The following is a 26,189-nucleotide window of genomic DNA, read 5'->3' as shown; positions in this document are numbered from 1 at the left end:
AGGAGGCTTTTTGCAAAAAGCCCCCTCCTTTCCCCCCGCGCCCCCCTTTCCTCCCGCAAAAACTCTTGTTCTGGAGGATGACGGGGAGGGATTCTCCCGCAGACCGTCTCCCAACCGCTGGTCTCCCGAACGATGGTTCGCGGGGAACATGGCGACAGCGCAGCGTCACCCGGCCAAGGCCTTTTAATATAAATTTTCAATTTATTTCAACAGATAGAGCAATCCCACATTGAAAATGTGGACTGCTCTGGTAGTCGCGAGAGCGACTACCCGCAACCGAACACACGGAAAAACCACGCTTTTTCCGTAAATCGTATGAAACTGCTCTGGATGCCGTTACCAGGCAAAGGATTCCAGTTCGGGGAGGCCGCTGTCCAGATGGTACAAACGGCCCAGTCCGGGCGCGGCTTCGCCCAGCAGGATACGCAGGCACTGTCCGGCCATGAGGCAGGCGATCCCGGCCACGGAAAGCACGCTGACCCCGGCGGCCCGTGCGGCGTCCAGCTCCGCCTGGCTCTGCCCCTGCGGATAGAGACGGCGCAGCCCGGCGTCAGGCTGGGCATCCGGTGCACTGGCCGGTAAGCCGGCCGGCCCCGGCACGTTGCGGAAGACCATGCCCTCGTGCCGCAGGACGCCGCCATGCACGAAGGGCACGCCCGCTCGCAGGCAGGCGTTTTCCAAAAGGGTTTTGTCCGCCACCGAGTCCAGACAGTCCAGCGCCACGTCCACGCCGTCGAGCAGCGCGGGAAGGTTGTCCGCCGTGACGGCCAGCGTGTGCGGCGCGACCTCCGCATGGCCCGCCATATCCCGCACGGCCTGCGCGGCGACCTCGGCCTTGGGCAGGCCCAGCGTGCGTTCCGTGCAGAAGGCCTGCCGGTTGAGATTGCTTTCCGTAAAGCTGTCGGGATCGCACAGCACGAAGGCGCCGATGCCCAGTCGCGCCAGCAGACCGGCCAGATGACCGCCAAGGCCGCCGCAGCCCGCCAGCAATACGCGTGCTCCCAGCAAACGACGCATTGCCTTTACGGAAAAAAGTCCGTAATTTCGTCGGAAGCGTTCCGGCCAGATGTGCCGGGACAGACAATCGTCCATGACCTGCCGCAGGGAGCAGTTCTGCTGCCGGGCCCGGGCGGCGAGCACGTCCCGCTCCACGAAGAGGGGGTGCGTTGCATCCGGCGGTCGGAGACCGTCGGACGACAGCCCGCGCTCCGCCAGGCAGGCGAAAATGAAGACCAGCAGCTCATCCGGCGGACGAGGGCCTGCCTCCGGCGTCAGGGTCATGGAAAGCGTCATGGTCAACGGACGTCTAGCCTCCCCCGACTGCCGGGAAAAGGGCCACTCGATCCCCGTCGCGTAAGGTATCGGAACCCTCGCTTTGACGTCCGTTGATCATGACTATCTTGATCTCTTCCGGCGGCACATGGATATGCCGCGCCAGTTCCCGCACGCTTGTCCCCTCCGGCATGTCGAGAGACAAGCCGGTCTCGGCGTCATAGCCCGGCACGCAGTCCCGCAGGGTTGTGCTGAGTTTGACGAGTATCCGCATATTCTCTCCTTCATCTTGCTCGTGTCCCGGGCCGTATGCCCGGAACAGCCGTCTGGAGAAGCATACCCGCCGCCGACAGGGGAAACAAGCGGCGCGGCAGGCGGCAGCGCCGGAAAGATGCTGTCAGTGATGCTCTCGCGGTCTCCCGCCGCCCGGACGGACGGCGGGAGGATGGCGGAGAGAGCTACTTTTCTTCGATCCAGTTGAAGACGGTCTTCAGCTCGTCGCGGCTGATGTCGAAGGTGGTGTTGTGGGGCGGCAGGGCCTCATCCTCGAAGAAGTCCGGCAGGTGGTCGGCCGCCTGGGTGATGCCCGCGCGGCGGTTGAAGTCGATCTCCGTGGAGAGGATGCGCTGACCGAGCGTCACCACGTCGTCGCCGGTGAGCTTCCAGCCGAACTTGGCGTTGAGCATGTCCACCACGGCGGGCAGCGCGTCCGGCACGTCCAGGATGGCAAAGGCGGTAAAGAGGCACAGGCCCACGGAATCCACGGAGGCCGTAGCGATCTGCAGATTGCGGGAAAGCTCGATCTGCCCGTCCTTCTTCAGCGGATCGACCTTGCCGCCGCAGTTCAGGATATTGGCCGTGACGGCATACCCCGCGGTGTGGTCGGCGCCCATCGGGGTGGTGGCGTAGGTGACGCCCACGCCCTTGACCGCGCGCGGATCATAGGCGGGCAGGCTCTGGCCCTTGACGCAGGGCACGCGCCGCACGCCGAACACCCGGCCCGTGGTGGCCGCGCCGCAACCCAGCACACGGCCCAGCGGCGTGCCTTCGCTGATGCCTTCCACAGCCTTGAGGGCCGCGTCCGCATCGCCGTAGGGTATGCCGCCGCCGGCCATGGCCACGCCCACGGCCACGCCCACGTCGATGGTGTCCACGCCGAAGTCGTCGCAGAGGTAGTCAAAGCGGGAGACCTTGTCCAGCTCGCCGATGCCGCAATGCGGGCCGAAGCTCCACAGGGTCTCGTATTCGGGCCACTTGCTCTGGAACTTGCCCTTCTTGTCCGCCAGAATGCCGCTGCAGCGGATGACGCAGCCGCTCATGCAGCCGTGAGCCACGGCCCCTTCACCGCCACGCTCCTTGGTCAGCGCGTTGAGCGTCTCGCCGGAAACGCCTTCGTGCTTGTCGAACTGCCCCACGGTAAAGTTGGCCGTGGGCAGGCCGCCGGCCTCGTGCAGGATGTTCACCAGCACGGCGGTGCCGTATTCGGCAAGGCCCTTGCCGGTGATGGGATGTCCGGCCAGCGCCTTGGCGAAACGCTTGGCCGCATCGCGGAAGCCGGCCTCATCCACGAGAGGATGGTTCTGGCCGCCGTCGGGATTGATGATGATGGCCTTGAGGCCCTTGGAGCCCATGACCGCGCCGACGCCCCCGCGCCCGGCATGGCGCATGGGCCGCAGTTCCCGGTCGGTGCAAGCGATGCTGGCCGCGGTGAGCCGGTATTCCCCGGCGCGGCCGATGGTGATGTAGCTGCACTCCTTGCCGTAGGTCTCCACGAGTTTTTCCACGGCGGCGAAGTTGTTGCAGCCCGCCACGGGCGAGGGCACCAGACGAGCGCTGTTCTGCCCGATCTCAAGCTGCCACCATTCGCCTTCCTTGGCCATGTCTTCCACGATGATGGCGAGGATGCCCAGCCGGGCCAGATGACCGCCGGGCTGACCGCCCGCGTTGGATTCCTTGATGCCTTCGGTCAGGGGGCTTTTGCAGCCCACGGAGATGCGGTTGCCGTTGGGGCTGTTGGTGGCGCCCAGCAGGCCCGGCGCAAAGACGAGCTTGTTGTGGGGCCCCAGCGGCGTACAGGTGGGATCCACCTCACGGGCCACGATGGTGGACGTCAGGGCGCGACCGCCCAGACCGGCATATTCCTGCGGGATGTCTTCAAACACGCAGGTCTTGGCAGCCATGTTCACACGCAAGAAACGAAACATCTGTGCTTCCTCCTTCCCGACGCGGCGGGACTCGCGGTTCATTTGCCGCCAGTCTAGGAAGCCCGTCCTCTTCCGGCAAGCATTGGCCGGAACAATCCCGCTTTTGGGCGCTGCTCGCGCACGTTTGCCGAAAGCGGGATTTTTTACGCCCCGCCGCCCGCCCCGGCCGCGTCTTCATCCCAGCGGCGGCCGAGGGCGACCTCTCGCGCGGCCAGCGCCGTCATAAGCGCCCGGTCATGGGTGGCGCAAATGACCGTGGTCCCCCGGCGTACGCAATCGCGCACGGCCTCCACGATGGCCCGTGCGCTGCGGGCATCCACGCTGGCGGTCGGCTCATCGAGCAGAAGGACGCGCGGCCGCAGGGCCAGCCGGGCCGCCAGCGCCACGCGCTGCCGTTCGCCGCCGGAAAGGGCGCGCCGGTCCCTGCCGGCCAGTTCCTCCGGCGCGGCAAAGCCCACGGCCCGCATGCATTCCTCATACATGGAACGCAACTCCTGCCGCTGATGGCGCAACCGCAGCCCCAGGGTCACATTGGCAAAGACCGAACAGCGCATGAGGTAGGCGTCCTGCAGGAGGAGCGTCACCTCCTGCCGGGGCTCGTCGCCGCCCGCGTAGCGCAACAGGCCGGCGGCGGGCCGTTCCAGAAAAGCCAGCAAGCGCAACAGAGTGGACTTGCCGCAGCCGTTGGGCCCGGTGAGGGCCAGCACCTCGCCCTCATCCACCGTCAGCTCCGGCAGCCGCAGCACCTCGCGGCCCTCGTAGCGCTGGACAAGATCGCGGCACACATACAGCGGACTCATGCCCTGCCCCTCCGTCGGAAGAACGCCAGCAACAGGTTGACGCCAAAGGCCATGAGCAGGAGCACCAGCCCGAGGGCGATGCCCTGCGCGAATTCGCCCTTGCTGGTCTCCAGCGCGATGGCCGTGGTCATGGTACGGGTGGCGTACCGGATATTGCCGCCCAGCATCATGGCGATGCCCACTTCGGTGATGACCCGGCCAAAGGCCGTGACGCAGACCATGCCGATGGCGTAGCGGCATTCCCAGAGCGTGAGCCGGGCCACCTGCAGAGGACGCGCCCCCAGCGTGAGCAGCGTTTCCCGGCAGCGCGGGTCAAGACTTTCCACGGCCTGCGCCGTCCAGGAGACCACGATGGGCAGGGCCAGCACGGCCTGACCGATGGCCATGCCCGGCAGGGTGAAGAGCAGGCCCCACTCCCCCAGCGGCCCCCGGTAGGTGATGAAGGCATAGACCAGCAAGCCGATGAGCACCGTGGGAAAGGCCAGCAGCGTATCCGAAATGAGCCGCAGGGCGCGCCGCCCCGGAAAGGAGACATAGCCCAGCGCAAAACCCGCGGGCAGGCCCAGCAGCATGGCCGCCGTCATGGCGTAGCCGGTGGAAAGGAGCGTCGCCGCGATGGCGGCGCGGGTGGCGTCGTCCAGATGCAGCAGCAGATGGAGGGCCGCCGCAAGACCATCGGCCAGATATTCCATACGTCATCCTGAAAAGATACGCGCAGACGGCACATGGTTGGGGGGAAGGGGCAGGCCATGCGGCGAGCGTTCACCGAAAGCACGACAGCGTTTCCCATGCCCGCTTGAAATGCTTGTAAAAAAACTCTCACGGACAAGCCCTATCGCCCTATCGTGGACAGAAACAACCTGCAACCGTTGCCATGTTGCCGCGTTGTTGCCTTGCGACGTTGTCGTCTTGTTGCTGTCCGTCGTTGCGACTTCACCGCTCCGGCTCTCCGGGACGACCGGGACTTTGCCGTATCCCTTGTCAAAGGGCATCATCCCGGCCCTTTTCCCCTGTCGGGGCGGCTGGGGAAGGAGACTTGCTTCATCCTTCCTGGTAAAAGCGCGCTGGGGATAGGATGGGGGGCTTGGAGGGAAGGGAGCGACCGAATGGCGGCCCGCAGGGCCGTGCCCGTTAGGTGACGCAGGAGCCTTACGGGCATCGACAGCAGAGCTACCCCGCCCGCGCTGGCGGAGGGGTTTCCCTTCCCCCCAAAGAATACGTTCATTCACGCCTTGTCGTTACTTGGCGTCGGCATTGGGGAAGAAGAGCTGCTTGCCTTCCAGGGTGTAGTCGGCGATGCGCTTCTGGGTCTCGGGCTTGACCCACCAGTCCTCGAAGGTCTTGGCGGCCGCCTTTTTCAGGCGCGGGCAGCGTTCGGGATTGACGGTGATGACGCTGTACTGGTTGAACAGGGCCTTATCTCCTTCCACCACGATGCGCAACGGATTGTTCTTGCCCTGCTTGTTGGCGAACTTGATCCAGGTGCCGCGGTCGGTGAGGGCGTAGCCTTTCTTTTCGGCGGCCATGTTGAGCGTGGCCATCATGCCCTGTCCGGCCGAAATGTAGAAGGACTCCTTGTCGGGCGAAAGGTTGTTCGCCTTCCAGAGGGCTTTTTCCGCCTTGTGGGTACCGGATTCGTCGCCGCGGCTCACAAATGGCGCCTTGGCTCCGGCGATGGCCTTGAGGGCTTCGGCGGTGGTCTTGCCGCTCACCTTGGCCGGGTCGGCCGCCGGGCCCACCAGCACGAAGTCGTTGTACATGACCTGGCGGCGGTCGATGCCGTAGCCGTCGGCCACGAATTTCATTTCCGCCGCGGGAGCATGCACCAGCAGGACGTCGGCATCACAGTTCTTGGCGATCTCCAGCGCCTTGCCGGTCCCGACGGCCACCCATTTGAGTTCGAGGCCCGTTTCCTGGGTGAAGGCCGGGTTGAGGTATTCCAGCAGACCGGAATCCTGGGTGCTGGTGGTCGTGGCCATCATCAAGGTCTCGGCCTGCGCCGGGACGGCCAGCAGACCGGTCAGCACAAGGGCACACGTCAGATTGCGTAACAGCATGGACGACTCCTTTCCGCCATAGGGCGGCCCTGGGGGCTAATCTTCGCAAATATGCACGGCCCGTGCGGAGAAGGCCGCATACACCTTGCGGCCGGCATAGAGGTGCAGCGGCTCGACGGCGGCGCGCTCCAGCGCCGCCCGAAGCGTCGTTCCATCAGTCAGATCCACGCCGACAAAGCACTCCACGTTATCGGCATGCAGGCTGGCGACCCGTCCGCTCACTCTGTTTTGCAGCGAGGTCGCCGCGGCCTCCGTGCTCAGCACAATGCCCCCGGCGGCGACGCGCACGCTTATAACCTGATTTTCCCGCAACTCCAAGCGTCGCATGCGGGCAAGATCGCACCAGGCGGCCAGGCGGATGTCGCTGAAGGTCAGCACCTCCACCTCAGCGGCACGCATGCCCACGCGAACATCCTCCACCATGCCCACAAAGATGTTGTCGCTCTCCTCCCCCGCCGTCGCCAGACGCGAACGGGCCTGGCGGACGAGCAGCTCGCGGGCCGCGCCTTCGGCAAAGTCCAGGAAGGCCGCCAGCTGGGATGGCTTCTGCTGACCCAGGAACTTCTGCACGAGGCCGATGGGCACATGCAGTTCCAGCAGCTCGCGGCCACGGGCATAGCGCAACGCCCGGGGCCCGGCTTCGGCGGCGGCAATGCCCAGGCTCGCCGCCACGGCATAGAACTTTTTGCGCAGGAAGCTTTCGTCAAAGACCAGGAAGCGCCCGGCATCCGCCGCTTCCGGCAGTGAGCCGATACGGCGGACGTGGCGCATGCAGGACAGAGGAAGTAGCACATCGCGGGCATTGTCGCCCGGCACATGGAGCATGCCGGTCACGCAGTCCAGCGCGTTACGGATATCCAGCCCCAGCACCTCGCCCAGCCGCAGGCCGCCGTAGCGCACCAGCAGGAAAACCAGATGCAGGCGCGCCCGTACGAGCCGTCGGGCGGGGGTGGCGGCTTCCGCCTCCCATTGTTCCCAGCGCAGGGTAAGCGCTTCCAGCATCGTTTGCGTCAGGCAGGCCATGCATCTTGCTTTTCTTCGAGAGGAGCGAACGCGAGCCTTTTCCGTTTGAAACGCTTTGCATACCAGGCCGTGCGGCCTGGCGGTTCGGAAAAGTGCGGTTTTCGGTTCACTTTTGGCCGGGCGGCGCTGCGTCGTCGCCTCGCGTTTTGCCTTTTTCAAAGGCAAAATCCTCTAAGCGTGCGAAGCTTTCCGTACGTCATCCACAATAAAGACTATAGCATAACCTTTATATTTTGACGACACCATCTCGATCGAAGCCTTCTTCAGCCAAGAGTGGATGCACCACAGATGTGCGTCCACTCTTGGCAAAGTACAGCGGTCTCTTACGAGCCCTTGGTGTGCCAGGGATATTTGCGAGTCAGCGTTCCCAGCCAAAGGCATCACCCCCATACATAGCGAGACGGTATCGTCAGCAAACCGCCTTCCTTCATGACGGGGACGCTTGCGATTATTCGGGAAGTTGTATCTTTGTTGCCAGCTTGAGGAATTTGTTGGTCACATATGCACTCTTTTCAACCTTGGCCAGCTCACTATCTGTAATTTTTCCCGCTTGATGGAAAAACTTGGCTATATTAGCCTGCCGTCGCTGAGCCATGCTGGGGCCAGCGGAATCATCATAAACGCGCAAGAGTTCTTCGATAGTGAAAAGAGGATGGCTCGCAATATCCAACTCGGCTAAACGAGTATCATATTCAGCCCCTGTCCACTCGCTATAAAACCGAAGATAAATTGGAATCAATTTATCATTTGGCATTTTTTTGACTGCTTCAGCAGCCCTTATATAGAGGTAAAGAAATTTGGCAACAACTTCAGGATTATCATCAGCAAAAGATTTATCAGCAACCATGACGATTGGCAGGCTGACGCCGCAATTCTTGAGCGTGGCCGCATCGCGCCAGCCGCGATTGTTGCCTACAAATGTGAGGGGGGCCCACAACGCAACGATATCGCCAATACCGTAATCAAAGGCCGCAAGAGCTGAAGCCTGATCCATATTTTTGAGGACAATATCCTTTTCGGAGAGGCCGAGCGTCTTGAGCCATGCAACGAGCGCATAGTGCGCCGATGAAACCGCTGTGGTAAGTACGGTCTTGCCTTTTACGGATTCAGGAGAGCCGTATACTTCAGGGTACGCCTTGTTGAATCCTTTGTTTTTGAGGATAGGACTATCTTTTCGAACCATGACGGCGTTGGCTGATGCCTCCTCGTTGCAATCGGCAATCACATAAATATCCTGTCGTAAGGCACCAATCATGGCGGGGAGAGCTCCCATACCGGCAATAACCCAAGTTTTGGCCGGAAGGGTATTCATTGCATCCATCCCCGAGTTGAAATATACGAGTTCAATGTCAAGGCCAAGCTTCTTATCCCAACCTTGCTGCTTCGCATACCATATCGGAAAAGTTTCCTGCGCTCCCATCCAGCCAGCGGGAATTTTCTGCAATTTTGCAGCCTCCACAGCCTGGACTCCAATCATGCTCAACAGGAGCAGACTCAGTAACAAGCATTTTTTCACCATGCGCATAATGATTCCTTAGTGCATGAGTTTCGCTGAAAGCATTTCTGAAAAGAGCACCTGCGAACTATGACTCAGAGAAACTGAACAAGATAACTTGGGCCAGTCCAATCTTGTGTCCGCTGTGAGGCTTGACGGTGAGAAGATTGTTGTACGAGATGGCACACCACATGACAAAAATCCCCTAGCCGTGCAAAAAATTTTCATGGCCATGGCCGACAAGTGAGAATCAGCTTCAATCTTGTTCGCTCAGGTATCAAAAGCGCGGGCGAAAGACCTGGATCCACCGCTTTCGCCCGCGCAAGCACCACTACTTGTAGCTCGGGATAGGTTCCTTCACAAGCTTCAGATACTTACCGGTCGCGTAGGCACCATCACGAACCTTGCTCAATTCTTCCTGGTTGATGCTGCCAACACTCGCAAAGAACTTCGCAATCTCGCTCTGCCAAGTCTGCGCCTTGCTCATTCCCTTGGAATCGTCAAACAGGGCAAGCTGCTGCTTCAGATTGAACACGGGATGCTTCTGCAAGTCCACCAGAGCGATCTCCTTGGAGTACTGCTTGCCAGCCCATTCGAGGTAAAAACGCTGGTACTCGGGCACAAGGCTTTCCAGAGGCTCGTTCTGCAGCATATTGACGGCACGCAGATAGATGCTCAGGAACTTGGCCACGATCTCAGGATTCTTTTCCGCATACTTGGTGTCGGCGATAAGGACGATGGGGTTGCCCACATTGACCATCTTAAGATCGCCAGCGATCTTCCAGCCCTTAGCCTGTCCGGCGTAGAGATGCGGAGCCCACAGGGCCACGGCGTCGCCTATGCCGTTATCAAAAGCGCCAAGAGCCTGCGCCTGATCCATGTTCTTGATCGTCACGTCCTTGTCGGTCAGGCCCAGAGCCTTGAGCCAGTTCGACAGGCCATAGTGCGCGGACGAAACCGTAGTCACCAAGATGGTCTTGCCTTTGACGGTCTCGGGGCTGCCAAGAACTTCAGGGAAATCCTTATTGTAGCCCTTGACCTTGGCAATGGGGCTGTCCGCACGCACCAGCACGGCGTTGGTCATGGATTCGTCATTGCCGATGGCAATAATGGACGTGTTGTAGCGCAGCGCGCCCATCATGGCAGGCACAGCGCCCATACCGGCGAAGACCCACGATCCTGACGGAAGAGCGTTCAGGATGTCCATTCCCGAACCGAAGTACTGGATATCAAGGTCGAGCCCCACTTCCTTGTCCCATCCTTTCTCCTTGGCATACCAGATCAGGAAGGTTTCATGCTCATCCATCCATGCTGTTGGAACCTTTGTAAGCTTCGCTGCAAGGACGCCTGATGACATAGTGGCGCAAAGCACGGCAGCCATCAAGAGGGAAAGGAGTTTTTTGAATCGCATAGAGATTTCTCCTTGCTTGTTTTACCTGGAAAGACACGTCTTTCGACCTATTCGAGAGCGTTCTTCCCGACAAAAATCATGACCATTCAGCATCAATCTCGATCATAGAAAGCATTGTCACCCAGTTGCCGCAAGCTTTTATCGCGCATATTGCGAATTCGATAAGCAACGTATTGCATGATGCATCCGCATGCCGCCACGAGGGCCACGACGGTCTTTGGCACATGAAGATACAGGCCTACCGCAGCCGCCGCACAGAGAATGAGTCCTGCCAACCTGACACGAAAAAGCTGCTTCAGTGTTTTCTCTATCAGCTCTTCCCGAGTTTTTTTTCCATCATATGGAATTGGTCGAGTCTCATCCTTCTTCTCAATTTTGGTCATGGTCAACTTCCTGACGCCATGCCAAATCAAGCAGGTGGCTGTTATGCCGACGATGACGCTGAAAAGCATATTCACAGCTACAGTACAAGTTCCGTGTTATCGGTTATGGTCGCACGCAGTTTGAGAAGATCAATATTCGTATGTTCTCGTGGGCGTGGCAAATCGATATCATAGCTTGTCTTGATGGTTCCCGGCAGTTTCCCCTCCATCAATATGATTCTATCGCCCAAGTAGAGCGCTTCGTCAATATTATTCGTCACAAAAATTACCGTGCGCCGTTCCTGCTCCCAAATGCGCGCGGTCTCCTTCTGCATGAACATGCGGGTCTGCGCATCCAGCTGACCGAAGGGTTCATCCAGGAGCATGATGTTGGGAGAGTTGGCATAGGCCCGCGCAATTCCGACGCGTTGCTTCATGCCGCCCGACAACTGGTGGGGATAGTGATTTTCAAACCCCGTAAGCCCCACCATGTCAATATAGTGCTGACCAATATCACGGCGCTCGCTTTTAGGAATATTTCTGAGTTTAAGTCCCAGTTCCACATTATCGCGAACGGTTTTCCACGCAAACAGCATGTAGCCCTGAAAAACGATGCCCCGATCCGGTCCTGGCCCCACTATGGGCTGACCATCCAGAGTTACATAGCCAGTGTCGGGCGTTTCAAGACCTGCAAAAATTTTCAGCAGCGTTGATTTTCCGCACTGCCCTGGCCCGAGAATGACCAAAAACTCATTTTCGTAAACATCCAGTGTGACGTCCCTGATCACGGGGACTTCCTGATTCCCCTTTTGAATGAACGTCTTGCTGACATTGTCGCAATGAAGTTTCAGCTTGTGTGCCATTATGTCTCATTCCTTGTTGCGGCCGCCGAAGCGATTAAAGGTTTTCAATGGTGCGCTTCCACGGGCAAAGCTTCTTTTCCAAAAGCGTCACCAGCAGTGACGTGCCATAGGCCGCCGCCGCAATGAGCACCATGCCTCCCAGGACGAGGGTGGGTTGATGCGTATCCATGCCGCGCTTGATGAGAAAGCCCATTCCGTCACGCGAATTCATCAGTTCAGCTGCCAGCACACACGTCCACGCGGAGCTGAGTGAAATTTGCAACCCCGCGAACACCGCTGGGAAGGAGGCCGGGAAGCATACGTGGAAAATTTCATCTCGCCTGTTGCCGCCAAGCACCCTGACGACATCGTACAGGTCGGGATCGACCAGCCTCACTCCATTATACGCGTTGAGAAGGCAAGGGACAAAGGTTCCAATGATGATGATGAAGACCTTGGACATTTCGCCAATGCCGAACCAGAGGATGGCAATGGACACCCACGCGATGGGCGGCATGGGCTTAAAGAGGTCGAACAGAGGTTTGACCACAGCATTGACGTATTTGTTCAATGCCATGAACAAGCCAAGCGGTACAGCGACGATGCTGGCCGCGATGAAGCCTATAAGCACGCGCTGGGTGCTCGCCCATATATGTCCAGCAAGATTTGTGCCGGCGAATTTCATATAGGTGAGCATATAGAGCTGATCAACCACCTCGAGCGGCCTGGCCAGCGAATCACGAAAGATCTTTTCCTTGGCGACGTAATCCCAAATAAGCAGAAAGGCCACAATGGATACGACGTTGAGAAAATATTTATTCGTGATGAACTTGTAAAAGCTGAAGGGTTCGCGGTTCTTGGAGTGATCTATGGTTTCATTAGCAATTGAGGAGCCGCTCATGTTTACCTCCTGATTCCGGCCAACAGCTTCTTTTCAACACGGTCGATGATGAATCCGATGATGGCGCCTGAAATACCGACGCAGATCATCCCAAGGACGATGATGTCGGGCCGGCCGAGCCGTCCCCCCATCGTGATGAGGAAGCCAAGTCCTGAGTCGGCGGCCAAGAGTTCCGCCGCGACAAGATTGGTCCAGCAGTAGGCAAGTGCCAGTTGCAGCGCGCCAAAAACCATGGGAAGCGAGGAAGGAATACACAGTTGGGTAAATATCTGCCAGTCATTGGCTCCGTAAGTACGCGCCATTTGGATAAGCGTCGGGTTTGTCATGCGAACGCCGACATAGGCGTTGATGACGCAGGGGACGATGCCCGCAATCCAAATGATGAACACTTTGCCAGCCAGGCCAATTCCAAACCAAAAGACCGTAAGAGGTATCCACGCGATGGGCGGAATGGGCCGGATAAGTTCGAAAATTGGACGAAAAAGCCCCTCAACCACATTGAACCAGCCCATAGCCAGGCCAAGCGGGATGCCGACGAGCAGCGCCAGCAAATAGCCGATAAAGGCTTCCTGCACGGACGTCCAAGCATGCGTGGCCATCACGGCCCCATCTGGGTTCGGGTTTGACAATTTATCAATGAAAGTGCTCACCACTTGGCTCGGCGACGCCAACAGTTCATTGGGGATGACCCCGGAGCTGACAGCGAACTCCCAAACGATGAAAAAAGCGGCGATGCTCACATACGGCAAAACCGTCAAGAGAAGCGGTTGTTTAACAGTTACTTCTTTATAAGCCATTGAAGATCCTCACCCTATGCTTTATCTGATCAGCGATTTCATTACCACCAGCGAATCAGCTCGGTTACCTCTTTACGCAATTCGATGAACTTGGGGTTCAGCAAGTCGCGCGGCCGAGGGAGATCAACGGGGATTTCCGCCTTGATCTTTGTCGGCTTGTTGGTAAGCACCAAAATTCTTTCCGCCACATAGACAGCTTCTTCTATGTTGTGTGTTACAAAAAGCACTGTGCTGTTGAGCTTTCTCCAGATATTGACCAGCTCATCTTCAAGGTAAAAGCGCAGCTTTACGTCAAGCTGGCCATATGGCTCATCCATCAGGAGCAAGTCTGGATTGACCGCGAATGCCCGCGAGACAGCGATGCGCTGCATCATGCTGGCGGAAACCTGATTGGGGTACAGATCGGCGCATGAGGTCAGCCCGACAAGATCCATGATTTTGGTCGCCCTGGCCTCGCGTTCTTCCTTGCCGACCCCCTTCACCTCCATGCCGTAGGCGACGTTTTCCCTCACCGTACGCCACGGCAGACATGTAGGCTCCTGGAACACGTAGGCGAGATTATGTTTTTTGGGATCCGCTTCCTCGCCGTTGATGTAGATGTTCCCTTCGGTTGTCGGCATCAGCTTCGACAATGTGTTGAGAAATGTCGTCTTGCCGCACCCGGTCGGCCCGACGATCGCGAGCAGTTCCCCTTCCTTGATGTTAAAGTTGATACCGTCCAGCACTGTCAAATCGCCGAATCGCTTGGTTAAATTTCTCACCTCAACCTTGTTTCGCGTTTGTTTTTCGTCCATTGTTTCCTCCTTAAGGTTAATACTGTTCTTTTTTTCACATTATTGCAAGACCTGAAGCCAAAAAATATCTCTTGAAATTTTTAACATATTGAAATTATTTAAAATTTTTTTCAACACAATAAGAAACAAATTGTTGCGTTTTCTTGCGTTTTACTACGTAATGCATCATAAACTTTTTACATTCAAGGAGCGTGCCAATGAATCTCAAACGAATCATTCCCCTTATGCTTGCGGCTCTGTTCCTCTGGAGCGCCACCGCCTCCGCCGCGGAGATCTTCCGCGTGGCTGTGGGTGACCCTGAAGATTCCGAACAGGGTTACGCCGCCAAGGCCTTCAAGAAGTACATGGAAGAACAATCAAAAGGCCAGGTCGAAGTGCAGCTGTTCTTCGGCGGCAGCCTCGGCGACGAGAGCGAAGTCTTCCGCAATGTGCAGAAAGGTTCCCAGCCCTTCGCCGTGGGCGGCATCGCCAATCTCGTGCCCTTTGAAAAGCGCCTCGGCATCCTGACGCTGCCCTACCTCTTCGACAATCTGGATGAAGTGGTGGTCGGCACCAACGGCAAGCCCGCCGAACTGCTCAACAGCTACGCCACCAAGGCCGGTTTCCGCGTGCTGTGCTGGACGTACACGGACTTCCGCTACATCTCCAACTCCAAGCACCCCGTCAAGAAGATGTCCGACATGGCGGACCTGAAGTTCCGCGTGCCCCAGAGCGCCGTGCTGATCGCCTCCTACAAGGCCTTCGGCGGCAGCCCGACCCCCATCTCCTGGGCCGAGACCTTCACGGCGCTCCAGCAGGGCGTGGTGGACGGCCAGTGCTACGGCTACATCGGCTTTGAAGCCATGAAGTTCCTGGAAGCCAACCAGAAGTATCTGACCGAAGTTCACTACACCTTCCAGCTCCAGCCCCTGGTGCTCAGCGAGCGCGTCTACGCCAAGATGCCGCCCGAACTCCAGAAGATCGTGGTGGACGCCGGCAAGTACGCGCAGGAGGAATCCCTCAAGTATCATTCCACCATGTCCGAGATCGCCAAGCGCGAGCTGGTGGCCAAGGGCCTGCGGATCGTCAAGCTGACCGACGAGGACAAGTGGAAGGAAGTGGCCCTCCAGAAGGTCTGGCCCGCCGTGGCTGACGGCATGGGCGGCAAGGAAGCCATCAATGCCTTCCTCAAGGCCTGCGGCCAACCCCTCTGGCAGTAGTCCGCCATACGTGTGACCCCGCATATGAAAAGCGGCTGTCCGATTCGGACAGCCGCTTTTTATGGTTGTTCGCCTTCTCTTTCCTCCGCTGCCGGACGCTTCAGGCGGATATGGCCCGCAGCGCCTCCAGCAGGCGTTCGATATCCGCGGCGGCAGGCGTGCGGGGCAAGCCCATGAGCATGCCGAGACCTTCCATGCTGTCATGGAATACCGCCGCGTCGAGGTCGGTCACGGCTGCCGTGTGGATGGCGGCGTTGAGGGTAAGTATCCTGATGACGGCCGCCCGCAGGTCGGCTGCCGCATCCAGATCGAGCAGGCAGAGCGCTGGCGGCGTGGCGGCCATGTCCGCCAGAGCCGCATCCAGTGCCGGCAGCAGCCGCAGAGTCGCTCCCTGTGCCGCAAAGACCGGGCGCAGCGCCTCCCAGCAGTCGGGACGTTGCGTGACGCAAAGGATATCCATGCGCGCCGCTCCTAGTGATGCCCGCCGCCACCGCAGGTGAATTCCGTGGAGAACGGCGGCAGCTTGCCTTCCAGAAAGGCTTTGACGGCGCTGCCTACCGTGGGCTGCTGCCCGGCGTAGTAGACTTCCACCCCGGCTTGCTGGAAGGCCATGAGCGGACGCATACCCATCCCGCCGGCAAGCAGTTTGCTCACGTTGCGCGAGGCAAGATGCTGCACGGGGGCCAGGCAGCCGCCCTGCTGGTGCGGCACGTTTTCCAGGGTGGTGACCGATGTGATGGCGTCACCGTCCACCTCCACCAGGGTGTAGATGTCGCAGTGGCCGAAGTGCATGCCCATCGGCGCATCGAGTCCGCCCGGCAGGCCGGACGGGACGGCAAGCAGATAACTCATGTCAGATCCTCCGTTCGTTGGTCGTGAACGCGCGGCCTCAACGGCTCGTGCGCAGCTCCTGAAGGGCCGACCATATCTCCTTCAGGCGGTTGCCAAGCGGATTGTCGCTTTCCGTAAGGGCCTGACGACGCACCATGATCTCCGTGACCAGCGGGTCGAAGGGCAGCTCGCCGAGCAGGGTATGCCCGTCCGCCGCGCATTGGGCGGCGATGGCCGCGCTTTCAGCCCGATTGAGATCCGCCTTGTTGATGATGACGGCCAGCGGGATACGGAAATGGCGGCACAATTCGGCGATGCGGCCGAAGTCGTGCCGACCTGAGGGAGTGGGTTCCACCACGCCCACGGCGAGCTGTGCGCCGGACAGGGAGGCAATGACCGGGCAGCCGACGCCCGGCGAGCCGTCGCAAAGGATGATCTCGCGCCCCTGCTCCCTGGCCAGCCGCCGGGCCTCGGTCTTGAGCAGACTGACGAGGCGGCCGGAATTCTCCTGCCCGGGGAAAAGCTGGGCGTGCACCATGAGGCCGAAACGGCTGTCGCTGACGTACCAGTCCCCGCAGTGGTTTTCCGCCGTGTCGATGGCCTTGTGCGGGCACAGGGCCGCGCAGACGCCGCAGCCTTCGCAGCGCAGGGCATCCACGGCATAGCCGCCTTCCGCCGTCGCCCGCACGGCCCCGAAGGCGCAGAGCTCGGCGCAGCGCCCGCAGCGGACGCATTTTTGCGGATCTATGCTCACGGCAAGGCCGGAACGGAAAGCCTCCGTGCGCTGTTTGTGCGGCTCCAGCAGGATATGCAGGTCGGGCGCGTCCACATCCAGATCGCAGATGATCTTGTTTTCAGCCAGATGGGCAAAGGCGGCGCAGACGGTCGTCTTGCCGGTGCCCCCCTTGCCGCTGATGATGACGATCTCACGCATGGCAGGCCTCCTTTGCGGCAGGCGCGGCCTGACGCAGGGCGTCGCGCAACCCCTCGAAGCGCTGCCGCCAGTCCGGCGAAAGTTCCGCCACGAGACCTCCGCGGGCGTACTGTTCGGCGGCCGCCCGGTCAAAGGGCAGTTCGCCCAGATGCGGCAGGCCCTGCTCCCGACAATAGGCGCGTACGGCGGCGTCCCCTTCGGCGTTGCCCGGAGCGCCGGCCCGGTTGGTCACCACGCAGATGGGCTTGTACAAGGGCACGAAAGCCTGATGCGCCAGCCGGAAATCATGGAAACCGAACGGCGAGGGGTCCGCCACCAGGAGCAGCATGTCCGCCTCCCGCGCCACGGTGACGGCCGGGCAACTCACGCCGGGAGGCGCATCCATGAGCACGTCCGGCTCCGCCATGCCGTCCCCTTCGGCCAATAGTTCCGTCAGACGGGCCTGTTCCTGCCGCAGCAGAGGCGGCGTCATGGATTCCCCGATGCGGGTGCGCCCCATGAGGAAAGCGGCCCGCCCGTCCAGCGCGCTGCCGTTGAGGATGCGGCCCAGCTCGCGCCTGCCGCGCGTCAATGCCCCGGACGGACAGACGGCGAAGCAGCCGTTGCAGCCATGACACATGTCCGGAAAGATGCTGATGCGGCCCACAAAGGACGCGATGGCCTTGTACGAACAGATGTCCCGGCATTTATCGCAATGCCGGCACTTCTCCGGCGACAGCAGCGGCACGTCCAGCCAGGCTGTCCGCTCTTCCGTTATCCGCGGCCGCAGGAAAAGATGAAGGTTGGGGGCCTCCACGTCCGTGTCCACCGCCACGAGCGGTCCGTCCCATACGGCGGCAAGCGAGGCCGTGACGCAGGTCTTGCCCGCGCCGCCCTTGCCGCTGGCAATGGCAATGCGCATATGCCCTCCGCTACTTGTTGGGCCCGTCGGCAAAGGGGTATTCACCCTTGCGGAAGCGCTCCACGGCTTCGCCCACGCTGATGCCCTCCACATTCTGACAGACCTTGATGCCCGCCGCCGTCAGCGCCTCGAAGGCCTTGGGGCCCACATAGCCGCTCAGCACCACCTCCACCCCGGCCCGGGCCATGCGCTCGGCGGTCTCGATGCCCGCCCCCATGCTCATGGCCTGGGAGGCGCCATTGTCGATATAACTGATGGTCATATCCGGCAGATCGACCACCACGAAGCCCCCTGCCCGGCCAAAACGCGGATCCACCGCATCGTCGAGCGTCGGGCCTTCACTGGAAACGGCTATCTTCCGCATCTGCTTCTTCTCCTTGTCGGCCGCCGGCGTACAGGGCGACGCCACGGCGTAGGTGCCGCCCTCGATGCGCAGGGCCTGTCCCCGGCAAAGGGCTGTCGCCACCGTGCGCCGGGCCGTCGCCAGCGTACGGCCGAAACTATGGCGGGAGACCCGCATGCGCCGGGCGGCCTCGATGGCCGTCAACCCTTCCATGTCCGCCAGCCGCAGGGCCTCCAGCCCTTCCACGCTCAGGCAGGCCTCTTCCAGTTCCGTCAGGGGGATACCCCGCGGCTTGAAATAGGTCACGCTGGGCGCGGCGCTGACATAGCGGCAATGGCGCGGACGCGGCATCTTCTCCTCCGTCGGACGGCTATTTGTTTTGCACAAATGAGCATAATCCTTTGCGCCACCCTGTCAAGATGCGGAGTGAGCTTTTCATGGGAAGGGACTCTTCGCGCGGGCGGATCCAGCCTTTTCGCAGCGAAGCGGGAAACGGCGTTCTCGTCATCTTTCCTTCCAGAGCCTGTCAACACAAATTTTACAAATGATTTCAACAAGCAACCAAACAAAACCATACACGTTCCACTTATTTTGGGGGCGGGCTTGCCTCGTTTTCCCGCCCCTTCCCCGGTAAAAGCGCGCTGGGGAAGGGATGGGGGGCTTGGGGGGAAGGGGAACCCCCTCCCGCGCGAGGCGAGGGGTTCCCCTTCCCCCCAAACAGGCAGCGAATAGCGTCAACAGGCCCTAACGGATGAAAGAAAAATCTTTTCCGCGTCACAAAAAAGGGAGACTGACCTGTCGGTCAGTCTCCCCGAAAGGAAGGCCTGTGGGAGGGGCTAAATATTGTTGTCGCCCACGATATGGATCTCGTGGCCGCGTCCCCAGTACTGTACCGTCCCCTGCGCGCAGAACTCCTTGATGAGCTCGTCCTCCACTGCGCGCTCCTCGCCACGGAACCGCAGAGTGACGCCGCGGCGGCCGTCGTCCCGGATGTTGGAGAGCACCGTCACCACGCGGGCCTTGGCTTCCTTGAGACGGTCGAGGATGGCGCGCAGCGTGCCCGGCTTGTTTTCCAGCACGAAAGCCATCTGCACGCTCTCGGTGCGGGAACCGGTGATGCTGATGAAGGTCTTGAAGATGTCCGACTCCGTGACGATGCCCACGAGCTTGTCGTTGCCGTCCACCACCGGCAGACAGTTCACGCGCTTCTCGTCCATGAGGATGGCGGCGTTTTCCACCGTCTCATCGATATGGATGGTGTGCGGGGCCACGACCATGATCTGCTTGGCCGGCGTTTCCGCAAGGATGTCGAGCAGCTCCAGCACTTCCAGACCGGTGGTATGCTGCGGCGAGAATTCCTTGATGTCGTCGTCGCAGAGCAGGCCGACCACATGGCCCTGCTTGTCCACCACGGGCAGGTGGCTGATGTTCATGTCGCGCAGCAGGCTCTTGCACTTGAGCAGCGAAGTGTCCGGCAGGACGGAAACCACTTCGTGCGTCATCCACTGTTTGATAAGCATGGCAAGGCTCCTTCCGACGGCAGCTCGGCGCGCCGTCGTCTGGCCGGGGCCTTGCCCCGGCCTGTGATGATACGAACGTCCTAGAGCATTTTCAGTTTGAAACGCTCTGCGTTTCAAACCATACGGCCTGACGTTTCGCGGAAAAAACGCGGTTTTTCCGCTCACTTTCGGCCGGGCGGCGCTGTGCCGCCGCCTCGCATTTTGCCTTTTTCAAAGGCAAAATGCTCTAACGCCTACTTGTGCCGGCCGCAGCCGCAGCCGCCGCCCAGACGCTTGCGGATGCCCTCCGGCAGCCAGCCGCGCACGGACTCGATGCTCACCATGCGGCGCATGATGCCCAGCTGATCCTGCAGCGGGATCTGCTTGGGGCAGATGTCGTCGCAGGCCAGCAGGCCCATGCAGCCGAACACGCCGTTATCGTCGCCGATAAGGTCATAGAAGTCCTTGGGCGTGCGCTGGTCGCGGGGGTCGATGTAGAAGCGCGCCATGCGGTTGATGGACGTGGCGCCGATGAAGTCCTTGCGCATGAGCGCCGTGCCGCAGGCGGCCACACAGCAGCCGCATTCGATGCAGCGGTCCAGCTCGAAGATCTGGGTGGCCAGCTCGTTGTCCATGCGCTCTTCCTGCGCGTTGGGATCGAAGGTCTTGTTGGTATGCAGCCAGGACTCGATCTTCTTGCCCACGTTGCGGAACCAGGTGCCCGTATCCACGGACAGGTCCCCCAGCAGTTTGAACACCGGCAGCGGATGCAGGGTGATGCGTTCCGGCAGGTCGCTGGTCTGGGTATGGCAGGCCAGGCCGGGCCGGCCGTTGATGACCATGCCGCAGGAACCGCAGATGCCCGCCCGGCAGCAGAAGTCGAACTGCAGGGTGGCGTCCTGATGTTCGCGGATCTGGTTCAGCGCCACGAAGAGCGTCATGCTGCGCTGCTCCTCCAGGGTGAAGGTCTGCATGTGCGGCATGGACCGGGGATCCAGCGGGTTGTAGCGGAATATCTCAAAGGTCAGAATGCGTCCCATTGTTCGTCTCCCTTAGGCCTGTTGGTCGTAGCCGATGACCTTTTCATTGGTCATGTCGCCCTGAATGATCTTGCCGCCGCCGTAGCCGCGGTCGCCGGGGGGCAGGATGAACCACGGGGTCGCCCGTTCGTATTCCAGCGTGGGCAGGTCCGCCCCTTCCTTCCAGTAGGCAAGGGTACGCACCAGCCAGTCCTTGTCGTTGCGTTCGGGGTAGTCCTCGCGGGCATGGGCGCCGCGGCTCTCCGTCCGCATGAGCGCGCCGTAAGCCGTGCAGAGCGCCAGCTTGATCATGCCGGGCACGCGCAGGGCCATGGACATCTCCGCATTGGGGCCGGGCTGGTTGCCTTCCAGGCGCATGTTCTTGCAGCGTTCCAGCAGTTCCTGGAGCTTGGCCACGCCGGCTTCCAGGTCCTTGCCGTTACGGAAGATGCCCACATGCTCCATCATGATGTCCTGCATGGCGTTACGCAGCACATAGCAGTTGTCGCCGCTGCCGCGCTTGAGCTGGGTGATGCGATCCTGCACCTGCAGGGCCGCCTCGTTGGTGGCCTGCGTGGAGAAGGTCGTCTCGTAGCCCTGCAGGAACTCCACCAGCTTCTGGCCGATGACGCGGCCGGACACCACGGTCTCGGCCAGCGAGTTGCCGCCCAGACGATTGAAGCCGTGCATGTCCCAGCAGGCGGCTTCGCCCGCCGCGAACAGGCCCTTGAGGCCGTAGGCGTGGCCGTCCTTGTTGATGCGCACGCCGCCCATGCTGTAGTGCTGGGTGGGGCGCACGGGGATGAGCTGGTGTACGGGGTCCACGCCGAGGAAATGGGTGGAGATGTCGTACACTTCGCGCAGGTTGGTCTTGATGTGCTTCTCGCCCAGATGGCGGATGTCCAGCCAGAGGTGTTCGCCGTAGGGGCTGGGCACGCCGAAGCCCTTGCGCATGTGTTCGGTCATACGGCGGGACACCACGTCGCGGGAGGCCAGTTCGGCCTTTTCCGGCTCGTAGTCGGGCATGAAACGGTATTCGTTGACGTCCAGCAGGGTGCCGCCGTCGCCGCGGCAGCCTTCGGTCACCAGGATGTCCGTGGGCACGGTGCCCGTGGGATGGAACTGCACGGCCTCCATGTTGCCCAGCGGCACCACGCCGGTGTTAAGGGCCGTGATCTGGCCGCCGCCGTCGCAGATGACGGCGTTGGTGGTGGCGCGGTAGATGCGGCCGTAACCGCCGGTGGCGATGAGGGTCGCCTTGGCCAGATAGGCCACCAGCTCGCCGGTGCGCAGGTCGCGGGCGATGCAGCCCATGCAGGTCTGGCCGTCATGGATGAGGGCCTCGGCCTGGGTACGGTCGTGCATGGTCACGCCCAGCTGAAGCAGGCGGTTGTCCAGGGTGAAGAGCACGGCGTGGCCGGTGCCGTCGGAGGTGTAGCAGGTACGCCATTTGGCCGTACCGCCGAAGGCGCGGGAGTGGATAAGGCCCTCGTTCTCGGCCTTTTCCGTGGCCTGGAAGGGTTTGCCGCCCTTGTAGTAGGTGTGCTCGCCGGGCACGACGCGACTCCACGGCACGCCGAGGAAAGCCATCTCGCGCATGGCGATGGGCGCGGTATTGGCGAAGATGCGCGCCACTTCCTGGTCACAGCCCCAGTCCGAGCCCTTGACCGTATCGTTGAAATGGATCTCCGGACAGTCGCCGTCGCCCATGATGGAGTTGCCCAGCGCGGCCTGCATGCCGCCCATGGCCGCCGAGGAGTGGGAACGCTTGGGAGGCACGACGCTGAGGCAGATGACGCTGAAGCCGGCCTGCGCCGCCTCCACCGCCACGCGCTCGCCGGCAAGGCCGGCACCCATGCACAAAACGTCAGATTGATAGATCCGCATATTACCCCCCTATCCGTGGAACCAGACGCGCGTCATGGCCAGAAAGCCCAGCACGAGATAACAGGCCATGACGATCCAGATGCGCTTGCGCCAGACCTGACGGGTCGCGCGCGTGCAGTAACCGTACTTGGCCGCCAGACGATAGATGCCGATGCCCGTATGCAGCACCACGCAGGGCAGGAAGATCACATAGAAGGGCAGCCAGCCGGAGGTCATGCGCTCCGCGCTGCGGCTCACCGAGATGGGCAGGTCGATCATCACCGTGTAGACGTGGAAGAACACGCCCAGCAGGATGATGATGGCCGTGAAGACCTGCACCAGCCAGAGACAGGTGTCCGGCTCGCGCAGCGTGCGGCTGTGCTTGACGAAAATGCCCAGCTCATTGGCGCGGAAGGGCATTTTGCGCGCGGCGATATAGAAATGGAACACCACCAGCAGCACGATGATGGGGGCGGAGATCTGCGCCACAAAGGTCGCTTCCAGCAGCCAGGCGATGGCGTTGGTCAGCGAGGCGCTCAGCACCACGGTGCCTTCGAGCAGCAAATGCACGCAGACGAAGAGCGCCAGCAGTGCTCCCGACGCGGCTTGCCAGAAATCCAGGCGGTTGCGCCGGGCATCCGGTACGTTACGATCCGTCATGTCAACTCCTCTTGTTCAAGATGCTTGCCCCGCCCCTGCGGCGAGGCGCTCCACAGGCCCTACAGTTCCCTGTAGGGAGCCTGTCCTGTTTCATAATAGTTGTCGCCCGTGCTGTCGATAACCACGATGGCCGGAAAGTCCTCCACCTCCAGCGCGGCCACGGCTTCCGGGCCCAGGTCCTCATAGGCCAGCACGGTGTATTTGCGGATGCTGCGGGCGATGAGCGCCCCGGCCCCGCCCACGGCCGCCAGATAGGGCACGCCGTGGGCCTTCATGGCTTCCACCACCTCGGGCTTGCGGTAGCCCTTGCCGATCATGCCGCGCAGCCCCTGCTCGATGAGCGTGGGGGTGTAGGCGTCCATGCGGCCGGAGGTCGTGGGCCCGGCGGAACCGATGACATGGCCCGGACTGGCCGGGCTGGGCCCCACATAGTAGACCACCTGTCCCCGCAGATCCACCGGCAGCGCCTCGCCGCGGGCCAGCGCCTCGGTGAGGCGCTTGTGGGCCGCGTCGCGGGCCGCGAGGATGGTGCCGGAGATGAGCACCCTGTCCCCGGCCCGCAGGGAGCGGGCCGTGGCGTCGTCAAAGGGCGCGTGGATTCGCTTGACATCGTCGCTCATGCGCGGCCTCCTAGAGCAGCACTTCGGCGTGTCGCGCCGCGTGACAGTTGATGTTGACCGCCACCGGCAGGGAGGCGATATGGGTCGGCGCCCACTCCACATGCACCTTGAGGGCCGTGGTGCGGCCGCCGAGCCCCTGCGGGCCGATGCCGGTCTTGTTGATGAGCGTGAGCAGCTCGTCCTCGAAGGCGGCATAGCGCGGATCGGCATTGCGCGTGGCCAGGTCGCGGGCGGCGGCGCGCTTGGCGCAGAGGGCGGCCAGTTCCATGGTGCCGCCCAGGCCCACGCCCACCACCATGGGCGGACAGGAATTGGGGCCGGCCGCCAGCACGGCGTCCAGCACCACCTTGCGCACGCCCTCGATGCCGTCGGCGGGCACGAGCATCTTCACCACGCTCTTGTTTTCCGATCCGGCCCCCTTGGGCGCGAGGCGCAGACGCAGGCCGTCGCCGGGCACGAGCCGCACATGGAGCACCGCCGGGGTGTTGTCGCCGGTGTTCTTGCGCTCGAAGAGCGGTTCCGCCACGCTGGACTTGCGCAGGTAGCCGTCCACATAGCCGCGGCGCACGCCTTCGTTGACCGCTTCGGCAAAGTCCCCGCCGATGATGTGCACTTCCTGCCCCACATCGGCAAAGACCACGGCAAGGCCCGTATCCTGACAGATGGGCATCATCTCGTCGGCGGCGATATCGGCATTCTGCATGAGCTGACCGAGGATGTCCCGGCCCACCGGGGAGGGTTCCGTCCGTTGCCGCTCGGCAAAGGCCGCGCGCACATCGGCGGGCAGGCGACAGCAGGCGTCCACGCACAGGCGAGCCACGGCGGCGCTGATATCTGTCACATGAATCTCTTTCATAAATTCTCTCCCTTTCTTGCGATGCTAGTCCACTTCCCCAGCGAAGACTAGGGATGGAAGGGCCAGATCATGGGGATGAGCAGCCAGCACATGAGCAGCGCGATGACCTGCAGCGGCCAGCCGGCCTTGATGTAGTCTACGAACTTGTAGCCGCCCGGGCCAAGCACAATGGTGTTGGGCGGGGTGGCGATGGGCGTCAGGAAGCAGGACGAGGCGGCCATGGCGATGCCCATGACGATGGGCAGGGGCGAGATGCCGGAGGCCGAGGCAATGGGCAGGGCCAGCGGAGCCATGAGGGCCGCCGTGGCGGTGTTGGACATGAAGTTGGTCACGATGGCGGTGAGGGCGCAGCAGACGAGCATGAGCATCCAGGGGTCGGACACGCGGCTCACCACGGCATTGGCCACGATGGCGGCGGCGCCGGACTTGTCCATGGCGGCGGACATGGAGAGCATGCCGGCAAAGAGGAAGATGGTCGTCCAGTCCACGCTGCGGAAGGCTTCGCGCATGGTCATGCAGCGGGTGATGACCATGAGGCAGGCGCCCAGCACGGCGGCGGTGGTCAGGTTCATGACTTCGGAGGCCATCATGAAAACGACAAAGCCAAAGATTCCAATACACAACCACATCTTTTCCGTGCGCCGCTTTTCCACGGTCTGATCCAGCGATTCGTCATCCAGGATACGGCTGTCCGGCAACAGGCGGTGGCCGATGAGACCGAAATAGACCAGACCCGCAACGAGCAACGGGATGCCGATGAGGCCGAATTCGAAAAAGCCGAAGGGCTGCACGCCCATCTGTTCCAGCATGGAGTTGACGATGCCGTTGGGCGGCGTGCCCACGAGGGTCACGGTACCGCCGAGCGAAGAGGCGAAGGCCACGGGCATGAGCAGCTTGCCCGGCGCGAGCCGCGCGGACATGCAGATGCCAAGAACCATGGGAACGGCCACCACCGTGGTGCCGGTGTTGGAGAGCACCGTGGACAGCAGGCCGATGGCCGTCATGATGTAGACAAGCAGCTTGACCGGATTGCCCTTGGCGGCGCGCACGGCAAAGTTGCCCACCTTGTCGGCAAAGCCCGTGATGAAGGTCGCTTCGCCCACGATGAACATGGCCATGAACAGCACCACCGTGGGATCGCCGAAATAGCCGAAGGCCGTCTTGGACGGGATGACCTTGCAGATGGAAAGCGCCACCGGCACGAGCAGGGCCGTGATGGGCAGCGGCACGACCTCGGTGAAGAACATGACCGCGGCCACAAAGAGGATGCCGAGGGTGATGTAGGCCTTGGTGGGGTCTTCCGGCAATTTGATTTCCATGGACGGGGCCGCCAGACAGTCATGACAGGAAAGCAGCACGATCCCCGCCAGCACGGCAGCCAGAACAAAAAGACGTTTCATGGGGGCTCCTCGCGGTTAAGAGGTTGAAAGCAGCCTCCCGTGGCCCGAAGACCACGGTTTCATGCGCCATGAGGGGGCGGGGCCGCCCCCCTTTCTCGAGGGG

General features: G+C 61.3%; 27 protein-coding genes. 1 reads left to right on the top strand and 26 read right to left on the bottom strand.

Annotated features, from left to right (window positions below; genetic code table 11):
• Positions 1–336 precede the first annotated feature (336 nt).
• The 14 genes from Q0K12_RS08380 to Q0K12_RS08315 form a co-directional block, all read right to left on the bottom strand.
• Positions 337–1,293 carry a ThiF family adenylyltransferase gene (locus Q0K12_RS08380; RefSeq protein ID WP_297261914.1) on the bottom strand — a complete coding sequence of 319 codons (957 nt, stop codon included), beginning with the start codon at positions 1,291–1,293 and terminating at the stop codon, positions 337–339.
• Positions 1,294–1,306: 13 nt separating this feature from the next.
• Positions 1,307–1,546, bottom strand: coding sequence for a MoaD/ThiS family protein (locus Q0K12_RS08375; RefSeq protein ID WP_297261912.1), 240 nt, complete (start codon positions 1,544–1,546; stop codon positions 1,307–1,309).
• A 184-nt stretch (positions 1,547–1,730) separates the two neighbouring features.
• On the bottom strand, positions 1,731–3,476 hold the full coding sequence (locus Q0K12_RS08370) for an aldehyde ferredoxin oxidoreductase C-terminal domain-containing protein (RefSeq protein WP_297261910.1): 1,746 nt from the start codon (positions 3,474–3,476) through the stop codon (positions 1,731–1,733).
• Positions 3,477–3,619: 143 nt separating this feature from the next.
• Positions 3,620–4,276 (bottom strand): ABC transporter ATP-binding protein, encoded by a 657-nt coding sequence (locus tag Q0K12_RS08365; protein WP_297261908.1) that lies wholly within the window; start codon positions 4,274–4,276, stop codon positions 3,620–3,622.
• Positions 4,273–4,968: an ABC transporter permease gene (locus Q0K12_RS08360; protein ID WP_297261906.1), complete on the bottom strand. Its 696-nt coding sequence runs from the start codon at positions 4,966–4,968 to the stop codon at positions 4,273–4,275. Before Q0K12_RS08360 ends, Q0K12_RS08365 begins: the two co-directional genes overlap by 4 nt.
• Positions 4,969–5,514: 546 nt before the next feature.
• Positions 5,515–6,333, bottom strand: coding sequence for a substrate-binding domain-containing protein (locus Q0K12_RS08355; protein ID WP_297261904.1), 819 nt, complete (start codon positions 6,331–6,333; stop codon positions 5,515–5,517).
• Between the two features lie 36 nt (positions 6,334–6,369).
• Positions 6,370–7,356, bottom strand: coding sequence for a TOBE domain-containing protein (locus Q0K12_RS08350; protein ID WP_297261902.1), 987 nt, complete (start codon positions 7,354–7,356; stop codon positions 6,370–6,372).
• Between the two features lie 448 nt (positions 7,357–7,804).
• Positions 7,805–8,881, bottom strand: a complete 1,077-nt coding sequence (locus Q0K12_RS08345; protein ID WP_296306001.1) for an ABC transporter substrate-binding protein — start codon at positions 8,879–8,881, stop codon at positions 7,805–7,807.
• A 301-nt stretch (positions 8,882–9,182) separates the two neighbouring features.
• The gene (locus tag Q0K12_RS08340) at positions 9,183–10,262 is read right to left on the bottom strand and encodes an ABC transporter substrate-binding protein (protein WP_289106887.1); all 1,080 of its coding nucleotides are present in this window, start codon (positions 10,260–10,262) and stop codon (positions 9,183–9,185) included.
• A gap of 92 nt (positions 10,263–10,354) precedes the next feature.
• Complete coding sequence (locus Q0K12_RS08335) at positions 10,355–10,645, bottom strand: hypothetical protein (protein ID WP_296306006.1); 291 nt, start codon at positions 10,643–10,645, stop codon at positions 10,355–10,357.
• Positions 10,646–10,722: 77 nt separating this feature from the next.
• Positions 10,723–11,487 carry an ABC transporter ATP-binding protein gene (locus Q0K12_RS08330; RefSeq protein ID WP_289106890.1) on the bottom strand — a complete coding sequence of 255 codons (765 nt, stop codon included), beginning with the start codon at positions 11,485–11,487 and terminating at the stop codon, positions 10,723–10,725.
• 34 nt (positions 11,488–11,521) lie between these two features.
• Complete coding sequence (locus tag Q0K12_RS08325) at positions 11,522–12,367, bottom strand: ABC transporter permease (protein WP_289106892.1); 846 nt, start codon at positions 12,365–12,367, stop codon at positions 11,522–11,524.
• A 2-nt stretch (positions 12,368–12,369) separates the two neighbouring features.
• Entirely contained in the window at positions 12,370–13,164 is a 795-nt protein-coding gene (locus Q0K12_RS08320) for an ABC transporter permease (protein WP_289106894.1), read from the bottom strand.
• Positions 13,165–13,205: 41 nt separating this feature from the next.
• Positions 13,206–13,958, bottom strand: a complete 753-nt coding sequence (locus Q0K12_RS08315) for an ABC transporter ATP-binding protein (RefSeq protein ID WP_296306011.1) — start codon at positions 13,956–13,958, stop codon at positions 13,206–13,208.
• Between the two features lie 197 nt (positions 13,959–14,155).
• Between Q0K12_RS08315 and Q0K12_RS08310 the strand changes: the two genes are divergently transcribed.
• Positions 14,156–15,157, top strand: coding sequence for a TRAP transporter substrate-binding protein (locus Q0K12_RS08310; RefSeq protein WP_297261897.1), 1,002 nt, complete (start codon positions 14,156–14,158; stop codon positions 15,155–15,157).
• A 100-nt stretch (positions 15,158–15,257) separates the two neighbouring features.
• Here the strand turns inward: Q0K12_RS08310 and Q0K12_RS08305 are convergent, their stop codons facing one another.
• The 12 genes from Q0K12_RS08305 to Q0K12_RS08250 all read right to left on the bottom strand — a co-directional run bounded on the left by Q0K12_RS08305 (position 15,258) and on the right by Q0K12_RS08250 (position 26,086).
• Positions 15,258–15,617 (bottom strand): hypothetical protein, encoded by a 360-nt coding sequence (locus tag Q0K12_RS08305; RefSeq protein WP_297261895.1) that lies wholly within the window; start codon positions 15,615–15,617, stop codon positions 15,258–15,260.
• 11 nt (positions 15,618–15,628) lie between these two features.
• A complete protein-coding gene (locus tag Q0K12_RS08300) occupies positions 15,629–16,009 on the bottom strand; it encodes a NifB/NifX family molybdenum-iron cluster-binding protein (RefSeq protein WP_297261893.1) in 381 nt (126 codons plus the stop codon).
• A gap of 37 nt (positions 16,010–16,046) precedes the next feature.
• Positions 16,047–16,922, bottom strand: a complete 876-nt coding sequence (locus Q0K12_RS08295; RefSeq protein WP_297261891.1) for an ATP-binding protein — start codon at positions 16,920–16,922, stop codon at positions 16,047–16,049.
• Positions 16,915–17,823, bottom strand: coding sequence for an ATP-binding protein (locus tag Q0K12_RS08290; protein WP_297261889.1), 909 nt, complete (start codon positions 17,821–17,823; stop codon positions 16,915–16,917). Before Q0K12_RS08290 ends, Q0K12_RS08295 begins: the two co-directional genes overlap by 8 nt.
• A 10-nt stretch (positions 17,824–17,833) precedes the next feature.
• Entirely contained in the window at positions 17,834–18,517 is a 684-nt protein-coding gene (locus tag Q0K12_RS08285) for a DUF134 domain-containing protein (RefSeq protein WP_297261887.1), read from the bottom strand.
• Positions 18,518–19,002: 485 nt separating this feature from the next.
• Positions 19,003–19,686: a CBS and ACT domain-containing protein gene (locus tag Q0K12_RS08280; RefSeq protein ID WP_297261885.1), complete on the bottom strand. Its 684-nt coding sequence runs from the start codon at positions 19,684–19,686 to the stop codon at positions 19,003–19,005.
• Positions 19,687–19,919: 233 nt separating this feature from the next.
• Complete coding sequence (locus Q0K12_RS08275) at positions 19,920–20,705, bottom strand: fumarate reductase iron-sulfur subunit (RefSeq protein ID WP_297261883.1); 786 nt, start codon at positions 20,703–20,705, stop codon at positions 19,920–19,922.
• Positions 20,706–20,717: 12 nt separating this feature from the next.
• A complete protein-coding gene (locus Q0K12_RS08270) occupies positions 20,718–22,571 on the bottom strand; it encodes a fumarate reductase flavoprotein subunit (protein ID WP_297261881.1) in 1,854 nt (617 codons plus the stop codon).
• A gap of 9 nt (positions 22,572–22,580) precedes the next feature.
• Positions 22,581–23,210 (bottom strand): succinate dehydrogenase/fumarate reductase transmembrane subunit, encoded by a 630-nt coding sequence (locus Q0K12_RS08265; RefSeq protein WP_297261879.1) that lies wholly within the window; start codon positions 23,208–23,210, stop codon positions 22,581–22,583.
• A gap of 59 nt (positions 23,211–23,269) precedes the next feature.
• On the bottom strand, positions 23,270–23,830 hold the full coding sequence (locus Q0K12_RS08260) for a Fe-S-containing hydro-lyase (RefSeq protein WP_297261878.1): 561 nt from the start codon (positions 23,828–23,830) through the stop codon (positions 23,270–23,272).
• A gap of 10 nt (positions 23,831–23,840) precedes the next feature.
• Positions 23,841–24,686 (bottom strand): fumarate hydratase, encoded by an 846-nt coding sequence (locus Q0K12_RS08255; protein ID WP_297261876.1) that lies wholly within the window; start codon positions 24,684–24,686, stop codon positions 23,841–23,843.
• A gap of 47 nt (positions 24,687–24,733) precedes the next feature.
• Entirely contained in the window at positions 24,734–26,086 is a 1,353-nt protein-coding gene (locus Q0K12_RS08250) for an SLC13 family permease (protein ID WP_297261873.1), read from the bottom strand.
• Positions 26,087–26,189 lie beyond the last annotated feature (103 nt).

Origin of the sequence: uncultured Desulfovibrio sp., assembly GCF_944324525.1 — a bacterium.
Taxonomy (GTDB): domain Bacteria; phylum Desulfobacterota; class Desulfovibrionia; order Desulfovibrionales; family Desulfovibrionaceae; genus Desulfovibrio.
The sequence above is the reverse complement of the archived record's forward strand: the minus strand, read 5'-3'. Positions and strand labels throughout refer to the sequence as shown.

What these genes read in the sequence shown, in the direction of transcription:
- Q0K12_RS08380 (WP_297261914.1), bottom strand. Translation starts at nt 1,293, where the DNA reads ATGACGCTTTCCATGACCCTGACGCCGGAGGCAGGCCCTCGTCCGCCG.
- Q0K12_RS08375 (WP_297261912.1), bottom strand. Translation starts at nt 1,546, where the DNA reads ATGCGGATACTCGTCAAACTCAGCACAACCCTGCGGGACTGCGTGCCG.
- Q0K12_RS08370 (WP_297261910.1), bottom strand. Translation starts at nt 3,476, where the DNA reads ATGTTTCGTTTCTTGCGTGTGAACATGGCTGCCAAGACCTGCGTGTTT.
- Q0K12_RS08365 (WP_297261908.1), bottom strand. Translation starts at nt 4,276, where the DNA reads ATGAGTCCGCTGTATGTGTGCCGCGATCTTGTCCAGCGCTACGAGGGC.
- Q0K12_RS08360 (WP_297261906.1), bottom strand. Translation starts at nt 4,968, where the DNA reads ATGGAATATCTGGCCGATGGTCTTGCGGCGGCCCTCCATCTGCTGCTG.
- Q0K12_RS08355 (WP_297261904.1), bottom strand. Translation starts at nt 6,333, where the DNA reads ATGCTGTTACGCAATCTGACGTGTGCCCTTGTGCTGACCGGTCTGCTG.
- Q0K12_RS08350 (WP_297261902.1), bottom strand. Translation starts at nt 7,356, where the DNA reads ATGGCCTGCCTGACGCAAACGATGCTGGAAGCGCTTACCCTGCGCTGG.
- Q0K12_RS08345 (WP_296306001.1), bottom strand. Translation starts at nt 8,881, where the DNA reads ATGCGCATGGTGAAAAAATGCTTGTTACTGAGTCTGCTCCTGTTGAGC.
- Q0K12_RS08340 (WP_289106887.1), bottom strand. Translation starts at nt 10,262, where the DNA reads ATGCGATTCAAAAAACTCCTTTCCCTCTTGATGGCTGCCGTGCTTTGC.
- Q0K12_RS08335 (WP_296306006.1), bottom strand. Translation starts at nt 10,645, where the DNA reads ATGACCAAAATTGAGAAGAAGGATGAGACTCGACCAATTCCATATGAT.
- Q0K12_RS08330 (WP_289106890.1), bottom strand. Translation starts at nt 11,487, where the DNA reads ATGGCACACAAGCTGAAACTTCATTGCGACAATGTCAGCAAGACGTTC.
- Q0K12_RS08325 (WP_289106892.1), bottom strand. Translation starts at nt 12,367, where the DNA reads ATGAGCGGCTCCTCAATTGCTAATGAAACCATAGATCACTCCAAGAAC.
- Q0K12_RS08320 (WP_289106894.1), bottom strand. Translation starts at nt 13,164, where the DNA reads ATGGCTTATAAAGAAGTAACTGTTAAACAACCGCTTCTCTTGACGGTT.
- Q0K12_RS08315 (WP_296306011.1), bottom strand. Translation starts at nt 13,958, where the DNA reads ATGGACGAAAAACAAACGCGAAACAAGGTTGAGGTGAGAAATTTAACC.
- Q0K12_RS08310 (WP_297261897.1), top strand. Translation starts at nt 14,156, where the DNA reads ATGAATCTCAAACGAATCATTCCCCTTATGCTTGCGGCTCTGTTCCTC.
- Q0K12_RS08305 (WP_297261895.1), bottom strand. Translation starts at nt 15,617, where the DNA reads ATGGATATCCTTTGCGTCACGCAACGTCCCGACTGCTGGGAGGCGCTG.
- Q0K12_RS08300 (WP_297261893.1), bottom strand. Translation starts at nt 16,009, where the DNA reads ATGAGTTATCTGCTTGCCGTCCCGTCCGGCCTGCCGGGCGGACTCGAT.
- Q0K12_RS08295 (WP_297261891.1), bottom strand. Translation starts at nt 16,922, where the DNA reads ATGCGTGAGATCGTCATCATCAGCGGCAAGGGGGGCACCGGCAAGACG.
- Q0K12_RS08290 (WP_297261889.1), bottom strand. Translation starts at nt 17,823, where the DNA reads ATGCGCATTGCCATTGCCAGCGGCAAGGGCGGCGCGGGCAAGACCTGC.
- Q0K12_RS08285 (WP_297261887.1), bottom strand. Translation starts at nt 18,517, where the DNA reads ATGCCGCGTCCGCGCCATTGCCGCTATGTCAGCGCCGCGCCCAGCGTG.
- Q0K12_RS08280 (WP_297261885.1), bottom strand. Translation starts at nt 19,686, where the DNA reads ATGCTTATCAAACAGTGGATGACGCACGAAGTGGTTTCCGTCCTGCCG.
- Q0K12_RS08275 (WP_297261883.1), bottom strand. Translation starts at nt 20,705, where the DNA reads ATGGGACGCATTCTGACCTTTGAGATATTCCGCTACAACCCGCTGGAT.
- Q0K12_RS08270 (WP_297261881.1), bottom strand. Translation starts at nt 22,571, where the DNA reads ATGCGGATCTATCAATCTGACGTTTTGTGCATGGGTGCCGGCCTTGCC.
- Q0K12_RS08265 (WP_297261879.1), bottom strand. Translation starts at nt 23,210, where the DNA reads ATGACGGATCGTAACGTACCGGATGCCCGGCGCAACCGCCTGGATTTC.
- Q0K12_RS08260 (WP_297261878.1), bottom strand. Translation starts at nt 23,830, where the DNA reads ATGAGCGACGATGTCAAGCGAATCCACGCGCCCTTTGACGACGCCACG.
- Q0K12_RS08255 (WP_297261876.1), bottom strand. Translation starts at nt 24,686, where the DNA reads ATGAAAGAGATTCATGTGACAGATATCAGCGCCGCCGTGGCTCGCCTG.
- Q0K12_RS08250 (WP_297261873.1), bottom strand. Translation starts at nt 26,086, where the DNA reads ATGAAACGTCTTTTTGTTCTGGCTGCCGTGCTGGCGGGGATCGTGCTG.